13 protein-coding genes are annotated in these 17,603 nt (G+C 50.8%); 5 read left to right on the top strand and 8 right to left on the bottom strand.

Annotated features, from left to right (window positions below):
* Positions 1 to 234: 234 nt before the first annotated feature.
* Together NTX71_11490 and NTX71_11485 are read right to left on the bottom strand one after the other, a co-directional pair.
* Positions 235 to 582 (bottom strand): hypothetical protein, encoded by a 348-nt coding sequence (locus NTX71_11490; GenBank protein MCX6340521.1) that lies wholly within the window; start codon positions 580 to 582, stop codon positions 235 to 237.
* Positions 583 to 660: 78 nt separating this feature from the next.
* Positions 661 to 918 (bottom strand): GIY-YIG nuclease family protein, encoded by a 258-nt coding sequence (locus NTX71_11485; GenBank protein MCX6340520.1) that lies wholly within the window; start codon positions 916 to 918, stop codon positions 661 to 663.
* 107 nt (positions 919 to 1,025) lie between these two features.
* Between NTX71_11485 and NTX71_11480 the strand changes: the two genes are divergently transcribed.
* The 4 genes from NTX71_11480 to NTX71_11465 all read left to right on the top strand — a co-directional run bounded on the left by NTX71_11480 (position 1,026) and on the right by NTX71_11465 (position 5,003).
* Complete coding sequence (locus NTX71_11480) at positions 1,026 to 2,267, top strand: MBL fold metallo-hydrolase (protein ID MCX6340519.1); 1,242 nt, start codon at positions 1,026 to 1,028, stop codon at positions 2,265 to 2,267.
* Between the two features lie 201 nt (positions 2,268 to 2,468).
* Positions 2,469 to 3,947 carry a fused MFS/spermidine synthase gene (locus tag NTX71_11475; protein ID MCX6340518.1) on the top strand — a complete coding sequence of 493 codons (1,479 nt, stop codon included), beginning with the start codon at positions 2,469 to 2,471 and terminating at the stop codon, positions 3,945 to 3,947.
* A 295-nt stretch (positions 3,948 to 4,242) separates the two neighbouring features.
* Positions 4,243 to 4,659 (top strand): hypothetical protein, encoded by a 417-nt coding sequence (locus NTX71_11470; protein ID MCX6340517.1) that lies wholly within the window; start codon positions 4,243 to 4,245, stop codon positions 4,657 to 4,659.
* Between the two features lie 44 nt (positions 4,660 to 4,703).
* Positions 4,704 to 5,003 carry a hypothetical protein gene (locus tag NTX71_11465; GenBank protein MCX6340516.1) on the top strand — a complete coding sequence of 100 codons (300 nt, stop codon included), beginning with the start codon at positions 4,704 to 4,706 and terminating at the stop codon, positions 5,001 to 5,003.
* A 1,362-nt stretch (positions 5,004 to 6,365) separates the two neighbouring features.
* On the opposite strand, the gene NTX71_11460 is transcribed toward NTX71_11465, so the two are convergent.
* The 6 genes from NTX71_11460 to NTX71_11435 all read right to left on the bottom strand — a co-directional run bounded on the left by NTX71_11460 (position 6,366) and on the right by NTX71_11435 (position 15,601).
* Positions 6,366 to 7,565 carry an SIR2 family protein gene (locus NTX71_11460; GenBank protein MCX6340515.1) on the bottom strand — a complete coding sequence of 400 codons (1,200 nt, stop codon included), beginning with the start codon at positions 7,563 to 7,565 and terminating at the stop codon, positions 6,366 to 6,368.
* A 69-nt stretch (positions 7,566 to 7,634) separates the two neighbouring features.
* Entirely contained in the window at positions 7,635 to 8,876 is a 1,242-nt protein-coding gene (locus tag NTX71_11455) for a hypothetical protein (protein MCX6340514.1), read from the bottom strand.
* 165 nt (positions 8,877 to 9,041) lie between these two features.
* Positions 9,042 to 11,519, bottom strand: a complete 2,478-nt coding sequence (locus tag NTX71_11450; GenBank protein MCX6340513.1) for an N-6 DNA methylase — start codon at positions 11,517 to 11,519, stop codon at positions 9,042 to 9,044.
* Between the two features lie 135 nt (positions 11,520 to 11,654).
* Positions 11,655 to 12,152, bottom strand: a complete 498-nt coding sequence (locus NTX71_11445; protein MCX6340512.1) for an ORF6N domain-containing protein — start codon at positions 12,150 to 12,152, stop codon at positions 11,655 to 11,657.
* A gap of 187 nt (positions 12,153 to 12,339) precedes the next feature.
* Positions 12,340 to 14,862 (bottom strand): DEAD/DEAH box helicase family protein, encoded by a 2,523-nt coding sequence (locus NTX71_11440; protein ID MCX6340511.1) that lies wholly within the window; start codon positions 14,860 to 14,862, stop codon positions 12,340 to 12,342.
* 409 nt (positions 14,863 to 15,271) lie between these two features.
* The gene (locus NTX71_11435) at positions 15,272 to 15,601 is read right to left on the bottom strand and encodes a GIY-YIG nuclease family protein (GenBank protein ID MCX6340510.1); all 330 of its coding nucleotides are present in this window, start codon (positions 15,599 to 15,601) and stop codon (positions 15,272 to 15,274) included.
* A 341-nt stretch (positions 15,602 to 15,942) separates the two neighbouring features.
* On the opposite strand from NTX71_11435, the gene NTX71_11430 reads away from it, so the two are divergent.
* Positions 15,943 to 17,235 (top strand): TAXI family TRAP transporter solute-binding subunit, encoded by a 1,293-nt coding sequence (locus tag NTX71_11430; protein MCX6340509.1) that lies wholly within the window; start codon positions 15,943 to 15,945, stop codon positions 17,233 to 17,235.
* Positions 17,236 to 17,603 lie beyond the last annotated feature (368 nt).

The raw sequence follows: 17,603 nt of genomic DNA, 5'->3' as shown, positions 1-17,603 counted from the left end.
CGATAAAACGAGCGATGCACCAGAGGCCCACTGTCATAAAGACCATGATCAGATCACCGCACCCCCAGATCATGCCATTCCTTTCACACTTGGTCACTTTTCCGCAAGCATTACAGCGCCTACATGACACCTTCAGGTTTCCAGTAGCCATTTTTTATCTCCCTGCTTCCAACTATCTTCCTTCTTTCATGACATCCCACAAGGCGTCATTCAGGTCTTCCCCTTCCGTCAGGACTAGCTGGCCCGCTCAAAAACCGGCCTCGCCATTTCCCCTATAACGCGAGTTCTCAGGGAGGCCGGTATTCTCCCCTCACCGCCCAATTTCTTGGCCGAATCCGTGCCTTTCGATGCTCTTCGGGGTGCCACGCGTATCTTCTCTTGCCTTTGCCTCTCGTCATTCAGGCTCTTTTGATACTCCTCTCCCATTTTTGCAATTTCCTTGTGGGTCACCTCCGAGTACAGAAGATCGCTCCACTCGTCCGGTGTCATCCCCGGCTTGCCCCTGGGGATATTCCTGGAATCTGCCTCCTTCGGGTCCCTGATTATCGACTTGTCCACTTTCGCGCTTTTCCTCTCCATCATTCTGTCACGATCCCACTTCCCACGCCCCAGGACACGCAATCTCAGGAAGACCGGTATCCTGCCCGCAGGTTGATTTTACTACAGTGCTTTGCCGATCAACATCAGTTTTTCCTCCCTGCCCAAAGCCTTGATGCGGGCTTCGCGCCTCAGGGCCGAGGATCTGCTGCGGAATGATTCACGGTAGAGCAATTTCACCGGCCCCCTGCCTCTCGTGTAGCGGCAGCCCGTGCCTCGATTGTGATCGTTGATGCGCCGCTCCAGGTCGTTGGTGACACCCGTGTAGAGCGTCCCATCCCGGCATCTGATGATGTAAACGTGCCATCTTCTTACCGCCATGATGCAATGATAATCCGATAAAATCACGACGGCAATTGTAATATACTTACTCAATTCATCCGCCACGCGTATCTTGATACAATCAACTGCGGAAAGGAGGATGACGTATGAGCAAGGATTTTGCGTCAAAGCAATTCAGCGCCGGCAGCTGCTACTCGTATATCTTAAGTTCCCGGAACGAGGCGGTCATCATTGATCCGCACATAAGTCTGCTGGAGGAATATGCCGGATATCTGACAAAGAAGCGGCTGGGTCTCAAATATATAATGGATACGCACACGCACGCGGACCACTTCTCTCTGGCCGCGGTGCTGAAGAAGAGGTACAGGGCCCCGGTTTTAATGCATGAAAAGGCCATATCCAGTGTGGCGGACAGGAGACTGAAGGACAATGAGGAAATAGCCTTCGGTTCATGCCGCTGCAAGGTGATATATACGCCCGGTCATACCGATGATGCCATGAGCATCTATGGAGAAGGCAGATTATTTACCGGAGATGTGCTTTTAATCGGCAGCGTGGGGCGCACGGATTTCCAGAACGGCTCTCCTGAAGCTATGTTTGATACGCTGCAGAGGCTGAAAGCATTACCCGATGAAACCATGCTGTTCCCCGCGCACGATTACCACGGGAATAGATCTTCAACTATCGCCAGGGAAAAGAAAAGCAACCCCTTCCTCAAGGAAACGAGCAAGGAATCATTTGTTAAAAATGCCCGTTCAAAACAGCTCCCCAAACCGTTCAACATCGACAACATTATACGTGTGAACCAAAGGGGTGAAGCCTCACTTCTGGAAATGGTTTCACCTGAAGATGCGCGAGCGCTGGCATCCAGAGACCCTCGGGTTATCTTACTGGATGTTCGCTCTCCGCTGGAATTTAATGAGGTCCACATTGATCATTCGCTCAATATCCCCATCGATACGCTTGCCTCAAAAGTAGAAGACCTGAGCCGGGCGGGGCACACCTACGTGGTCTTCTGCCATAGCGGGAATCGCTCTCCCATGGCAGCCGATATGCTGCTGCAATCCGGCATTCATTCTGTAAAGGTAATGGACGGAGGCATTGCGCGTTGGCAAAAGGAGAAACTGCCTGTGATCAAAGGCGAGCCTGCCATATCGCTGGAGCGGCAGGTCAGAATTATTGCAGGAAGTGTGGTATTGCTTGGCATAGTACTGGCGAGGTTTGTACATGGCGCGTTCATCTGGATTTCAATCCTGATCTCATGCGGGCTCATTTTCGCGGGCATAACGAACAACTGCCTTATGGGCATGCTATTGATGAGGCTTCCCTACAACAAGAAAGCATATACAACAAAAACAGGAGGGGGGACCTGTTCTATCAGTCAATAATCCTTGCTAACGCAGCACGAGTCCTGGGCATAATCGAAGATGCCGCTATGTTCAGGAGCTGCCGGACGGTTATGTAGACGTTGTACGCATCTCGCTGCAGGAGAGATCGATGCAAACTAAATATCCCTTCTGCGCGCCAGAAATATTTAGGTTGTATCTTACTCCTGACAAAAGTGTTATGAAAAACGTCTACGGGGATAGATGATGAGAAGGTGGGCGTGCGAACTGGCGGTTTTCGTCTGCGGTGCCGCGGTCATGGTCTTCGAGCTCACGGGCTCCAGGGTGCTCGCCCCCTACGCGGGGACGTCGCTGTACGTGTGGACTAATCTGGTCGGCGTGATCCTGGCGAGCCTGAGCATCGGCTACTGGTGGGGTGGAAGAATCGCCGACAGGCGGCCAGATGCGCGGCTCCTCTCTCTGCTGGTATTCTTGGCGGCCTCCTGCGTCGGGCTGACTGCGCTCCTAAAAGATAAACTCCTCTCCTCGCTGAATGCCTTGGTCAGCGGCAACGGAACCCTCTCCCTGTGCGGCGCCCTCCTGCTCTTTGCGCCGGCGAATGTGTTTCTGGGGATGGTCTCCCCGTACGCGGCCAGACTTAAAATACGGTATGTCGCCAGTTCGGGGTCGGCCATCGGGAGGCTGTACGCCCTCTCCGCCATCGGAAGCATCACCGGCACCTTCCTCGCGGGATTTGTCCTGATACCCTTACTTGGCAACGTGCGTCTGCTCCTGCTGACTTCGGCGGTCCTTGGGCTTCTTTCCCTCGCGGTGTTCAGCGGCCGGCTCGGGAAGGCGAGGGCCGGCATACTGTTTCTCTTCCTGGCGGCCGGCGGTTCCATGCTGGGTGGAGGGCTGAGGGATGTGATGCTCGACATTGATACTCCCTATAACCGGGTCTGGATATATAGGGACACGGACGAGGTGACGGGGAGGCCGATCCTCGCCCTCTCCACGGATCCCTACGGGCAGGAGTCCGCCATGTACCTCGACGGCGAGGATTTCGTGTTCGACTACATGAAGTTTTTCCGCCTCGCCGAGCACTTCGCCACCGGTTTCAGACGCACACTCATGATCGGCGGGGCGGCCTACGCCTACCCGAAAGAATTTCTCAGGCGATATCCCGATGCGCGCATCGACGTGGTGGAGATCGATCCGATGCTGACAGAGATCTCCAGAAAATATTTCAATCTGCGGGACAACCCCCGCCTGACCGTCCACCACGAGGACGGCAGAACCTTCCTCAACAGGAGCGGCAACAGGTACGACGTGATCATTATCGACGCGTTCAGGGACGCGAACTGCCTGCCGTATCAGCTCACGACAATTGAGGCAGCGCGGAGAATGAGCGGCATGCTGGCCGAGGGGGGCGTGCTGCTCGTGAATATCATCGGCGCCGTCGACGGAATGAACGGGAGATTCACCAGGGCGGAGTACGCCACCTGTGCGGAAGTCTTCCCGCGCGTCATGCTTTTTCCCGTCGATGATCCGGAGGACGGGCGCGAGGTACAGAACATCATTCTCGCGGCGCTGAAGTCGAATCGCGAGCCCGCGCCGGAGAGCGCCGATGAGGAAACGAACCGCTACCTGACCCACCTCTGGAAGAGCGAGGTGGGGGCAGACGTGCCCGTCCTCACCGACGACCGCGCGCCGGTGGAGTACTACCTCGGGCGGGTGCAGTGATCAACGGCCCCTCGCGCAGGAAAGAGTCATTATTGCGCTATCGGCGTACGTCGCATGAACCACACCCGATGATTCACATCAAAAAGATTTCCCCAATCGGGGGTAACTGTATTAAAATATAGCACGAGAGATATTGGGACACCTTTTCAAGCTCAGGTGCTGCAGAAGAGAAAGGAGGTGCGCGCGCAGCGCCACATACATTCAACAACATTTGAATCATTGCAGGGTGCACACGCCCGGCGCCGGGTGTGTGAGGAGATGGGCGGAGGCAACTGTCAAGAGGGAGGAAGAAGGCATGAAAAGAGTTCTCGCGGCAGGCGTGGCATTGGCGATGGTATGCCTGGGGTGCGCCGGGCCAATGAAGTGTCACGGAAAAGCATGGCTGCACACGATGGAGAAAGAGGGAATGGGCTACTGCTGCCCCATGCACGCCGAGATGGCTGAGAAGATGATGAAGCGGTCGATCGTCGCGACCGCGGACGGCGGCGTCGTGGTGATGACGGGCAATAAGCTCATTAAATACGACAAGGATCTGAATGTGCAGAAGGAAGCGGAAATTAAAATGGACATGGAAGGTATGCAGAAAATGATGATGGAGATGCAGGCCGCATGCCCCATGTATAAGAAGATGTCCGAGAAATGCGCGAAGGGGCACAAGGGCGAGCATAAAGGGCATGAAGAGCGTGAAGAACATGGAGGGCATGAGGAATAACTATTGCTGCACGTTATGGGTTGTTGCCTAAAGAGAGGAGCGAAATGAATATATGGCGATCAACGGCAGGCTGGCATCGTGGGATAATCCTGGGTGTGGTGGTGATCTTCATGGCGTCGCTTCTCATGACCGGGTGCGGCTCATCTGCCAAGTCTGTCACCAAGGAAGAAACCGTCTATAAAACGGAGCCCACGCCGGGAGAGCCCGGGAAGGTAGTCAAAGAGACAACGATCATAAAGGAGAAGGAATCCCACAGTATCGTGGGGAGGTTTTTCATCCTGATCGGGGATGTCGTGGCACTGCCGTTTCGGATGATCGCGATGGTTTTCGACACGGTTATCTGAGCGTCAGCCTTTTCTCCTGTGACCGCGCCGCCGGCTGGAGCCGGAGAAAATCACATCGGCGGTCATGGCGCTAAAATGCAAAGGGCCCTTTATAAGGGCCTTTTGTATTTTGCCTCCGCCGCAGGAATCTTTTCGACACGCTCGTGGTAATCAGATTCGGGGAGCAGCCTATCCCTTTTCATTTATTCAAATCTCTTCAACGCGCGCGTGTGTTCCGGAGGCGAAGCCGGAGGCAAAACGAACCAACCCCGACCAGTTTCCCGGTCGGAGTTGGTTCGAAATGAAAAAATGGCTCAAATCGAGGCCCCATTACCAGTCGGAGAGAGTGAGCTTTTGCGAACGAGCGGAGAGTCCGAGCATAGCCGAGGGGCCTTGTTCCCGGTGATCTTGCCTAACATAATCCACCGCTCCCGGAAGCGGAATCTCAAGTTCCTGAAGGCATATTGATTGCTCGCCCGTCCCCGCGGAGCTCCTGAGCGCAGCGAAGGATCTTCGGAGCATACCACTCCCGACTCGACAGGCCGCGCTGGCTCCATATGTGAAGCAAGGAGCGCGACGAAGTCACCGAGCTTAGTTGAGGTGCCTTAGCATAGCTGTCACGCTCCTTGCGACTCCGACTCATGACCTGTGCTGTTTTTCTTTGCTCCTCTCCCGGTAGGGACCCCGCCGAAGGGAAGTCCCACCGGGACCGGGGCGTGGCCGGGCTTGGTAGCCGAGACTCGTAGCCGAGACTTTAGTCTCGGGAATCTCTCCGCAGGCTCCAGGTTTTTCGCGCGCTCTAAAAGCTCATTAAAAGGCATAATCCCCGGTGGCTCTGGAAAGCCCCCGCATCACCGTGAGATGGTGCGGGGGGTTCTTTTCTCACCCAGGGAGACACCCTCTCCGTACCCTCTCCGCTTCCACTCCGCTTATGATGGGGAAGCTTTATTGAGGTGTCGTGGACGCTTAAATGCGTATGCCGATAACTTTCATGCGAGTCAAGGAGGATGGGTTGAGCGCTCAGGGGTGAGGTCAATTACATTCGCGTAAGTCAAGGCGGATCTTTTTAGCATTCCAATTATAGATGCGGGAGGGAATGGGCAGCAGGGCGGCGGGGTTGAGCGTTCATGGATGAGGTCAATAACATTTGCGTGAGTCAAGGCGGATGGGTTGGGCAGCAATGCTAAAATTGGGATTAGAATGAGAGAAAAAATTCCCGCTGTTTTTAGTGATCCCCTTCGATTTCCCCCACGGGCTCCACGGGTGCAGGAAAAGAAACCTCTGACCTCGGCTCCGCAGGCTCTTGGTTTTGCGCGCTCCAAAAGTTTCTAAACGCTGTTTAAGAGGGGCTGCCTCTTTGATCTTTATAGTCGTTGAACGGAGTTAATGCACACTTCGATGGGTTTTAATTATTCCGATTAGTTCAGGTAATTTAATATCACACAACCATTGCTTAATTGGCACAAGCCTTCCCTCTTTTACCCATGGCTCATACCAGTGCCACATTCCACTTTTTGATTTATCGCGAATTTCTGATTCAGGATTTTGATGCAATAGATAAAGGCGTTTATCCATTGAAGAATTAAGCCATTCTCGAAGGCGGAGAGATATCCCCCTATCATTCCAGCCATAGCCGGACATAACCATCAAATCACGTTCTGGGAGAATAGACTGAAATTTGAGGTGTACTCCTGAAAATATGCCCTGACCATAATCCGGTATCTTGTTATAAGTCCCTATCAAAATTCTGGGCCCGCCCATCAAGTTATCAATGTTCTCACCTTTTGCATCTTTAAAGTGCCAAATGTCATTATTTATTGGGATGCCATATTCAGCAATGGCAATATCACCCTCACGGCGTCTAAGCCAAAACCAGTTGATTGAGCCATGAAGTTTGAAAAGGCGAACCTTGATATCCTCATCATATGTCGATGGCTTAAAAAACCTAACATCTCCATCAGGTAGCCCAAAACCATCAGCATATTGAATTCCGTTACGACTAAGGAATCTTTCTACTAGAATGTCATGATTCAAAGTGAGAATATCTAAAGCTTCAACTTCTGGCGATAGCGCAAGCTCTTTAATGAGATTCATCCCTTCAGGATTATTGTTAGTACCCAAAAGTTGCCATAAAGCATATTCAATAAATATGCAAGCTTTCCAGCCTAGCTCTCTAAAAGTTAAGTCTTTGATACCAAACTGTTCCCGACTGCATAATGCTACAGTCTTGTTTTTTATCTCTTCGACAAAAGGCCGTATGGCTGGATTAAATATCTCTCCCAACTCCTCATCCTCTATCTGCTGCGCGAGGTAATATAAATCTTCGTAATTCGACTCTGGCCTATGCTTATTTGAATAATAAGCGTCAGCATATTCCTTAAGCAATTTTAGAAACTGCTGAAGACAAGGCGCGAGATTATCGTCTCGAAAATACTGATTCGGTTCTGGCCCCGGTCGAAATATCCCATCACTACAACTATGCCATTCATCGCTGAGAATAGAATCTGTTACCTTTTTCGCACATGGCAATCCCGTCGGAAATGATACTCCTGATCCCAGAAAAAGTATGATTTTCATATTCATGCAAAGCGATTATTGCCTGACATATATACGCTCAATGAATTCATCATAGCCTGTGTTCCACTTCTGTCATCAAGGGATATTGGATTTGCCTGCGGATATCGGGACCGGAATGGGCTTATAATCTACGCGTGAAATAAAATTCCCTTTATAGCCTAAAATAAATAAAAGCATTTCTATCAATAGATCCAAATATTCTTTATACCATCGAAATAAACTCCTTGTATCAATCCCAATAATCAATCCTTCGTGAAAAAGCGGGTTGCGAATATCTTTCCGCAGTCTTTCGTTAAGCAAATGCGCGGGTATAAAGCGAAGATAACTATTTACACCATTTAGCTTCTGCTCGATGTTAGATTCTAGAGTCAGCGGTCTGCCTTTATATTTCAGAAAAGACGTACAAAATAGTTCATATCCTAAAATAAGCCCAGCCACTTTGAATTCCACAAGCCCCTCCTGATACGCTGTCAAAATCATATCTACGAGTCGTTCCAGCTCTAGCGATTTACTAAACCTCACAAAATTATCATATACTGATTCGAGGCATTTCTTGATGCCTTCTGGGATTATTTTATTATCAATGATTTCACTAGGATGATAAGGATAAGAACGGAGCTCCATAATTCTCCAACCACACAACGTTTCATTGTCTAGCAGGCGAAGCAATGGAGTTGAAACTCGGTTTAAGGTGAGAAAAGAAATTAACCATCCTAGCGTGAATAGGATCTCTATCCCCATTTCTAGCGTCTCTCCTTCAAGTAGTGGAACATGGATCTCAGAAATTAAGGCGCGATCAATCCGTTTGATCTTTATAAGCTCCCTTAACTCGCTATACTGCTTGCTTTGTCGGAAGTGGATTTGCCTTCCAGCGACTGCTATTTGGAATTTATCTGTACCTTCAAATGTAAAATTAAGCGTTATTGCCTCTAATTTAGTAACTGCTTTTGATGAACTTCGCAAAATATCCATCTGCCGAAACTGGCTAAAATAATAATTCGGCTGCTCATCAGATGAAGGCTTCATTCTATTTAATATGACTGCTTCCGCTGCGATCAAGAATAATTTATCATCTGTGGCTCCTGTCAATATCCACTCAACAAACTGTCGGTCTGCTGTAATCCAACTATCAGGCGTGATCACTTTGCCAGTACTAATGACAAGAAGTGGTTCCCCGGTGATAGGAACATTCAGTTCCCACCGCACTTTGCATGATTCATGTGAATTGGATAACTCACCATCGCCACACAAGTACGGGATTGGAGATAAATGGAAAATGTCGCCAATACGTTGTTCAAAATACTTTTGTCCAAACATATTCTTATTCTCTTTTATCCTGCCTAGCCGGGGCCTCTAACTTCATAACACCTATTGTTTAAGGACTGGGCAACCGCTATATTCATAGACCCCACATAGAAGGCTGAAGCACATTAAGTCCAATGATCATCATCATAATAATGATTACACCTCTTGGCTCTGTTGCTATTCTTCACCCCATATTTCTGCGAGCTTGGCCTGAATCTTTTGCTCGAACATTTCGACCAGCTTCCGGTTCGCGTCTACTATCGCCCGCTCCGATTCGAGCGTGTCAACGATCTGGTGTTGGATGTCGAGGGGCGGAAGGGGGACTTTCAGGGATTCAACATCTGATTGATTTATGCTCGGATATGCACCTCGCCCCATCCTGCTTAGCATTTGCGCCAGGACGCAATCATCGAAAAGTAGATGCCAGAGGAACCGACTTAATACTCTGTTTGCACGAGGTGTCAAAACAGCAAACCCGGTTGAAGCAACAGCATCATCCGGGACCTCATCGAGGCAGGCGAATGCTTTCAAGTTTGGCCTAACCGTTGAAAGCAAAACGTCTCCTTTGGCGACGACACGGCGTGCCCTACTGGGAGCTTCACTACCTTTTATGCGATTACCGAACATAACTCTCCCGGTACCGTTTTCTACAGAGGAAATGTCGACATAGCAAAATTCTCGGCTGCCATATTTCTCACCCGGGTCAATTGTTAATCGATTAATCTCTGCCACCTCTTTCAAAACACCTATCGGCCAGGCCGAATTAATCTTAATGGTCGGTTTGTAATTGGCGATGATTTGCTTTGCGCCTTCGATGATCTTCCGATAGCCGTTCAGTTCCGCGACAATCTGCTCCTGTACTTCCAGAGGGGGAAGGGGGACATCTATAGATACAAAGTATGAGAATTTGATTCTTGGCAATTGTGCTCCAACAAGTCCCTGGAGCACTTTGTTATTGAAGATCTTTTGCCTAAGGATATGTACAAATAAAGAAGGGTTTGCAAGGATCGAATTGAAGCGCAAAACCATTATATCGGTGGAGCAAATTCCATCACGGTCCGCAAGCCAAACCTTATTAAGATTGGGACGCAGTTTGCCATATAAGATATTATTTTTCTGAAAACGCAGTTTTGTGCTCTTTATTGCTTTAATTTCGGATTCAAATTCTCCGACAAGCTCACCGGAGTTTGATACAATATTTTCTAGCCCAATATAGACAACACGTCCTCTATGTTCTTTTGGAGTGAGGCCATTTTTAATGTTCTCACACAGTTTTCCAATGGGCACCATCGGCCACTTGCCGCTGACTCGAATACCCTTATCCCGGTAGCGATCGCCGGAGAGGTGGCAATCGCCGGATTCAAGGAGCTGTTTGCAGCTGACGGCATGAGCCAATTTCTTTTGCGCCTCTTGAACTTCTTTGTTACCTTCCTTCCATTTCTTAATTAGCGCCAGTGCCTCGGGCAAATCATTCTCCTCAATCGGCCTCCTCTGCGCGCCGAGATCAAACCCATCATCCCCTATCTTCACAAACATGATTTCATCTATCCGCTTTGCCAGCGATTTGTCGAGGAGGAGGATGCTCGTCTTCACTCCGGAATAAGGATTAAAACAACCGCCGGGGAGCGAAACCACACACCAGAGATAATTCTCGACGAGCATCTTCCGCAGTTTCTTATAAGCATTCTGCGACTGAAAAATAATTCCCTCCGGCACGATGATGCCGGCGCGGCCATTGACGTTGAGATGCTCAGCGATATAGTCAACAAACAGCACCTCGCTTCGGGTAGCTTTGATGCTGAAGCGATTATGGGGCCGAATACCACCTTTGGGTGACATAAAAGGCGGATTAGCCAGGATCACGTCATAGCGCTCGTCCCATCGCTCCTCACTTGTCAATGTGTCATATTCGTGGATGCGCGGATTTGCAAAACTATGCAGGTACATATTTACGCGGGACAATCGCACCATATCGGGCGATATGTCATAGCCGCAGAAATTTGTCATTAACCTGCCGCGTTCGTCGGCCGTAAGTTTATCTCCGGGGCGATCCTTGGTGTTCTGGATTAGGATATGCTTGTAAGATGAGATCAGGAATCCCGCGGTGCCACATGCGGGATCGAGGATAGTTTCATTTTTCTGAGGGCTGACGATTGAGACAATGAAGTCAATAATGTGCCTCGGTGTTCGGAACTGTCCGGCTTCTCCCTGGCTTCCGAGAACAGAGAGGAGATATTCAAACGCATCCCCAAGCCTTTCGCTGTGATCATACGTGAATCCATTAATCTCTTTAAGAAAAAGATTCAGCGTTTCTGGATCGCGGTAGGGAAGAAAGACGCCCTTGAAGATATCGCGGAAAAGCTGCGGGATGTTCTTATTGGTATTCATCTTCTCTATGCCTTCGGCGTAGAGAAGTAACCGCTCATGGCCGCTGTGGCGATTATCGAGTAGGTGATTCCAAGCGTATCTCTTGAACTCACCGGAGAAGAAAGCCGCTTTGCCGCCCAGTTCCTCCGACTGGCGGTCCATGTCGTCCATGAACTTGTAGATCAGGGCGATGGTGATTTGCTCCACCTGGGATTTTGGATCAGGCACCTTGCCCACCAGGATATCGCGGGCGGAGTCTATTCTCGCTTTTGTATCAGTATCAAGCATACATTGCTTCCTTTCATGCAGAATCAGTCACGAAGAGCAAAATATTCCCCCTCACCCCGCCCTCTCCCTCCAGAGGGAGAGGGTAATATAGCGCCCACCAGGATGTCGCGGGCGGAATCTATTCTCGCTTTGGTTTCAGCGTCGAGCATGTTTCACAACCTTTTTCCGTCGAGCGGAATATGAGGCACGCCGTTCCCGGACATGGAACCCGATCTGCCGTCTTTTTGGTTCCGGAGGCTTCATTAGTTCACGGATAGCTTCAAACACAACCTGAAATTGCCGGTCGTACTGGCGCTCCATCTCCTCAAGCTTTCGGGCCAGGCCTGCATGTGTGGCAAGTAATTGGCGCAAGCGTACAAAAGCGCGCATAATGGCTACATTTACCTGTATAGCGCGAGGACTGTTCAATACGCTGGAGAGCATCGCAACGCCCTGCTCGGTGAAGGCCAATGGCAGGTATTTTGAGTGCTGGCCGCGCTTTAAGATTCCAAATTGGAATCTTAAAGACCGGTACTCGGATGCATTAAGCTGGAACATGAAATCGGACGGAAAACGCTCGGGATTACGTCTGACCGCCTTGTTCAGGTTTGATGTCGTGACTTCATACAACTTTGCCAGATCGGAATCCAACATAACCCTCTGCCCCCGTATCAGAAGAATCAATCCCTCGATTCGCTCCGCTGGTATGGACACTCGATTGCTATTCATAACGATGACCTAATGTCAGAGGATATCACAAATTGCGACATCCTCATGAGACCTGCGCTTGAGGTCACAATCTGTGACCTCAAGTTTTAAAACTCCCGCACATCCATTTACATCACACAAACTGGTTCAGAGATACGTAGTCCTTCACATATTCAGGAATACGATCCCGCCATTCCCCAAGGAATCGCAAGTCAGCCAGCGATACTTTGGGATTATCAGCCAGCCTGGGAAATTCGCGGGAATCCACAATGCCCCGGACACCGCCATCGGTCAGGTATGCCTTGAAAAATTGCCGTATTACCGGCATGCGTGTCGCATCCGGCTTGTGGATGGAAACGAATTTCGACAGTTCCTCCTCCAGGAGTTCATCCTTGGTTTTGAATCGGTCAATCTCGCCGAATACCTTGGCCAGAATTTCCCGTAGAGTAATCCGCCGATCCAGATGCACTGATTTGCGTAATTTTTCAAGGCTGAAGAACCATTCCGGTTTGTCGAACAGATTCGCTACGACATAGGCCTCCGCTTCTTTAATATCGCCTCGCTCATAGCTCTCCCGGGCTACCGGATCGGCCTTTACGGTTTCTTCAAAACGTTCAAACAGCTTCCGGTCAATCTTCATCCCAAGAGCGCCTACAGGCGTCTCGCGGATAGTTTTGAGCGGGTCTGGTATCACACTTGTGTAGCCTGAGAGATCCGGTGGCGGAGGCGGGGGTTCCGGCCCTGGTTCTGTGGGACGCAGCGGCGGGAGTTTGATCACTTCGTCATAATTGAACTTCTCCTCAAAATATTCACAGTTCGCGAAAAAGTCGAACAGCTTGTATTTCTCCTTTGGTTTCACATGTGCCTGAACCTGGTTGCCATCCTTCTCGACATATTTGAAATCATATTTCCGGGTCCCGCGCCCCTTGATTTGTATAAAGTCGGTCGGCGAGAAAACCGGGCGGAGCAGGGCGATATTGAGTACGTCTTCGCAATCATAGCCTGTCGTCATCATCCCCACTGTGACGCAGACGCGGGTTTTTGAACTCACGTAGCCATCCAGAAAACGTGTATGCCCGTTCAGGTTATTGTTGGCAAAGCTGACCGACATTTGCTGAGCATCGGTTATCAAGGATGTCACCTGCACTGCGAAGTCGGAGTTATATTTTCCCGGGAATATTGCATCGGCAAGTTCATTCAGAGTTTTTGTAATCTTGGTTGCGTGATCCTGTCGCACGCAGAAAACGATGCTTTTCCCTATTTCGCCGCTCAGGGGATCGCGGAGGGCATTCCTTAAGAAGGTTTCGCAAAAAACGCGGTTTGTTTTGGATGAGAAAAACTTCTTTTCAAAATCCATACCGAAGAATTGTTGTTCCTCAGGCTCTCCATCCTCATTCTCCACCATAATGGAATATCCTTCTTCTGAAAGTAATTCCGTGCTTATCTCAGTTCGCGCATCCACTACCACCGGGTTGAGCAAGTAACCTTCGCTCACCCCGTCAACAAGGCTATAGCGGAATGTTGGGATACCACTCTCGCAGCCGAAAGTCTTGTAAGTGTCCAACAATTGACGGCGTTCCCATGCGCGTGGATCGCGAGCGTTGAGCTTGGAGGGGTCAATATTCTTTAAATAGTCCCTGGGTGTAGCCGTCAAACCAAGCTTGTAACCTATGAAATACTCAAACACCGCCCGACTATCCCCGCTGATAGAACGATGGGCTTCATCAGAAATCACCAGATCGAAATCTATCGGAGAGAATAACCTTTGATACTTGTTATCAGACAGAAGACTCTGGACAGTGGAGACAACAATCTCAGCCTTGCGCCAGTCGTCTCTATTCTCCTTATAGACAACAGTATGAAAATCGTTCTTGAGAAAAGGAACAAAACGCCTCTTGGCTTGATCTTCAAGTTCCAGCCTGTCCACAAGAAATAAGACCCGTTTGGCGTTACCCGTTCGTAAAAAGAGTTTGATAACCCCGGCGGCAACAAGGGTTTTGCCTGTGCCGGTTGCCATTTCAAATAGAAATCGCGTCTGTCCCTTCTTTACAGCGTTTTGAAGAGACGCGACTGCCCGAAGTTGGTATGGCCTCAGAAATTTCAGATCAGTTTCTTTGATAAAGGAATCACGTTCCCCCGGATTGCTCCATCGGGGGTCAGCATGATAATTGGGGTTTTGGGTGATCGCGATATAATCCGACTCAACCTTCTCTTCGATCAGAGCATCGGGATTGGGCTTGAAAGTCTGAAAATGGCTCAGGGACTCAGAGGTGGGAAATTCTGTGATCAGCGTAGGATTTCCTTGCTCCAAATCCCAGAAATAATGAAGATTACCATTGGAAAGGATGACGAAACGGACATTCTGCGAATGAGCGTACCTGCGGGCCTTTTCCTTGCCCACAAGAGGATCATACTCCTCTGATTTTGCCTCCAACACGGCTATCGGGAAACCACGGTCATCCAGCAGGAGATAGTCAACAAAACCACTGACCGTCTTTTCAAAGTCGTCACCAAGATCGTCGAGGATTTGCTTTTTGAGTTTGACATGTGTCTCAAGCGTGATATTGGCCGGCCCGTTCTCATCATCGAAGAACCGCCATCCCGATCTTTTGAGAAGGTCGTTGATTAATATTCTGGCTTTGGCTTCCTTTTGCATTGGCCCTCATTACCTCTTGAAATCTCAAGGGATAAATAGTGTGTCCTCTAGGTATTCCCCGGAGCGGCAAATATGCGTAGATTATATAGCAATTTTTATGACACATAAAGCTCAAACAGCCAGACACTATTAAGAAGCTTTTAGCACTGCAATCCAGACGTTGTATATAATATGCTGCTTCCCAATAAGATATGTAATAATTTGTACCGCAATGCAATTGTAGACGTCGTATTTGACATGCTGCAAATGACAAAAGGCCGCTGTACGCCGCAGGGCAGGGGCAGGGCACAGGAGTCAAATTATCGTATCATGCGTTGCTCTTACGCATGTTGAAGACAATATCCTGTCGCGGAAATTCATTTCTCCGTCGCCAGGGAAACGTCCGTGATCCCGGCCTCCTGGCATGCGTTCAGCACGGCGACGATGTTCTGGTGGTACGTCTTGGCGTCACCGCGGACGAAGACCCGCGGCCTCCGCACCTCCCGGGCCCCCTCCCTATCAGCAGCATCTTTTCTACCCTGCTCAAGCCCTTGATACGCGCTTCGCGCCTCAGCGCCAATGAGCTGCTGCGGCATGATTCGCGGTAGATCAATTTCACCGGCCCCCTGCCTCGCGTATAGCGGCATCCCCTGCCGCGGTCGTGGTCACCGATGCGCCGCTCCAGGTCGTTGGTCACGCCCGTGTAGAGCGTTCCGTCGCGGCATCTGATCATATAGACATACCACTTCCGTTTCTTCATTTCGCCATACTATGTTAAAAGCAGCCTCCGGTAGTAAAGGGAAAAGACGCGAAAAAGGGAACATCCTCTCCTCCCGGCAGGCGCACCCTCAATCGCACGTCGCCTTATGCCCCTTCTCTCCCAGAGGATTTGACCCTGCCCGCCAGCCTTGTGAATTCACGGGACTTTTTGTTCGCAGAGTTGTGCGGGACCGGCTTCAGCAGCCGCGCGCGACGGATACGGGCTCATAATTACTTGAGGCAGTCCCACGCGATATAATCTTTTGCACGCCTGCCTCTTGTAGTACAATTCTCGCCGTCAGACCGAAGCGTTTCCTGTAGCTTCGCGAGAGGAGGGAGCGCATGAAGCGGGGAAGAGCGCGAATTGTCATCTTCGTGTGCGTGGGAATAATCGCGGTCGCCGGGACGCTCTGGATCAGCGAGCGGCTCACGGTGAGGGAGCTGCGGATCGCGGCGGGTCCGCGCGTGGGATACTCCTATCAACTGGGGGAAGCCCTCGCTCAGGTAGTTTCCGCCGTCGAGCCGCGGATTCGCCTGGTTGTCAAAGAGACGAAGGGATCGCAGGAAAACATGGACGACATCAAGTCAGGGAGGGCCGACCTCGTCATTGCGCCGATGCACATGGGCGTGGGGGTCAATATCCGCACCGTGGCCCTCCTCTACCCTGAACTGTACCACCTCGCGGTCCGCGCGAAGTCCGGGATCAGGAGCCCCGGTGATTTGAGGGGGAAGCGCGTGCTGGTGCCGCCGAGGAGCACCGGCTCCTACCGTGATTTCTACCTTCTCGCGCAGCACTACGGTTTGGGCGAGAATGACATGGCGGTAAATGTGATCAAGTCACTGGAGTGGAAGAAAGACATTGAGCGGAGTCTGCGCGAGCAGAAAATCGACGCGGTCTTTGCCTCGGTGCCCCTGGGCGAGCCCATGGTGTGCATGCTGATGCGCGCGGGCGCATGGCAACTGGTCCCGATCGATCAGGCCGCGGCGATGAAGGTCATGATGCCGTTCATCGCCCCCTGCGCCATTCCCAGGGGGACATACCGCGCAGCCGGGCCTGCCGTCCCTGATTGTGATATGCAGACGGTGGGCGTCCAGACCGCGCTCTTCGTCCGCGCGGAGGTTGACGACTGGCTTGTCTTCACCATCACGCGCATACTGTTCGAACATCAGAATGAGCTCATCACGCACACCCCCGTGGCCGTGTCCATCAGCGCGCCGGACAAGGGAGAGGCGATGGGTCCGGCTCTCCACAAGGGTGCGCTCGCATATTACAATCGAGGGCAACCCGACATAATCAAAAAATACTACAACGAGATCTGTTTCTTCTTCACCCTCGGACCGATGTTCCTCTCCATCATCATGGCGATGCGGGCGAGGTTACAGGTGAAGCGCGCCAGGAGGATTGACGAGTACACCCGCGAGATCTCAAAACTGTTCTTGCAGATAGAGTCGGCCACCGAGTTGAAGGGACTGCACGATCTGGAGCGCCGCCTGCTCAAACTGTTCAGCCAATCCCTGAAGGATCTGGACGAAGGGAAATTGAACCTGGGTGACCTCCAGTCTTTCTCGCTCATCTGGGACAAGGCGGTCGACGCCGTCCACCACCGTCAAACAGTCTGGATGAGCAAGGCCTGAGGCGCCCCCGGCCCCACCGGGGGTCAAATCTTTACGGGCTGTTGCCCACATCACGATCAGCATGTCATTGCGATCACGCCCGGAGGGTGGGAGAAGCAATCTCGCTTTTTATGCTCGTGGAATATATAATAATCGGGGAGAGGGGATCGTGTTTTATGGTCCTCGCTCTTCAGGTATTCGGTGTGTATTCTGCGTCGAAGCATACCCCTACAGATTTATATTTCCCATAACTGATAATCATACAAAGGCGAAAAGAACAAGTGTACAATCTCTGTGCAAGGTGGCTCGGCGACGGCGAGCCGGAAAGGAGGCTGCGATGGCCTTGTACGGTGGATTGGATCTGCACGGTGACAACGTGTATGTGGGTC

Source organism: Candidatus Auribacterota bacterium (assembly GCA_026392035.1).
Classification (GTDB): domain Bacteria; phylum Auribacterota; class Tritonobacteria; order UBA1439; family UBA1439; genus JAPLCX01.
Note: the sequence above shows the minus strand (reverse complement) of the source record. Positions and strands in the feature narration are given on the sequence as shown.

What these genes read in the sequence shown, in the direction of transcription:
- NTX71_11490 (MCX6340521.1), bottom strand. Translation starts at nt 582, where the DNA reads ATGATGGAGAGGAAAAGCGCGAAAGTGGACAAGTCGATAATCAGGGAC.
- NTX71_11485 (MCX6340520.1), bottom strand. Translation starts at nt 918, where the DNA reads ATGGCGGTAAGAAGATGGCACGTTTACATCATCAGATGCCGGGATGGG.
- NTX71_11480 (MCX6340519.1), top strand. Translation starts at nt 1,026, where the DNA reads ATGAGCAAGGATTTTGCGTCAAAGCAATTCAGCGCCGGCAGCTGCTAC.
- NTX71_11475 (MCX6340518.1), top strand. Translation starts at nt 2,469, where the DNA reads ATGATGAGAAGGTGGGCGTGCGAACTGGCGGTTTTCGTCTGCGGTGCC.
- NTX71_11470 (MCX6340517.1), top strand. Translation starts at nt 4,243, where the DNA reads ATGAAAAGAGTTCTCGCGGCAGGCGTGGCATTGGCGATGGTATGCCTG.
- NTX71_11465 (MCX6340516.1), top strand. Translation starts at nt 4,704, where the DNA reads ATGAATATATGGCGATCAACGGCAGGCTGGCATCGTGGGATAATCCTG.
- NTX71_11460 (MCX6340515.1), bottom strand. Translation starts at nt 7,565, where the DNA reads ATGAATATGAAAATCATACTTTTTCTGGGATCAGGAGTATCATTTCCG.
- NTX71_11455 (MCX6340514.1), bottom strand. Translation starts at nt 8,876, where the DNA reads ATGTTTGGACAAAAGTATTTTGAACAACGTATTGGCGACATTTTCCAT.
- NTX71_11450 (MCX6340513.1), bottom strand. Translation starts at nt 11,519, where the DNA reads ATGCTTGATACTGATACAAAAGCGAGAATAGACTCCGCCCGCGATATC.
- NTX71_11445 (MCX6340512.1), bottom strand. Translation starts at nt 12,152, where the DNA reads ATGTTGGATTCCGATCTGGCAAAGTTGTATGAAGTCACGACATCAAAC.
- NTX71_11440 (MCX6340511.1), bottom strand. Translation starts at nt 14,862, where the DNA reads ATGCAAAAGGAAGCCAAAGCCAGAATATTAATCAACGACCTTCTCAAA.
- NTX71_11435 (MCX6340510.1), bottom strand. Translation starts at nt 15,601, where the DNA reads ATGAAGAAACGGAAGTGGTATGTCTATATGATCAGATGCCGCGACGGA.
- NTX71_11430 (MCX6340509.1), top strand. Translation starts at nt 15,943, where the DNA reads ATGAAGCGGGGAAGAGCGCGAATTGTCATCTTCGTGTGCGTGGGAATA.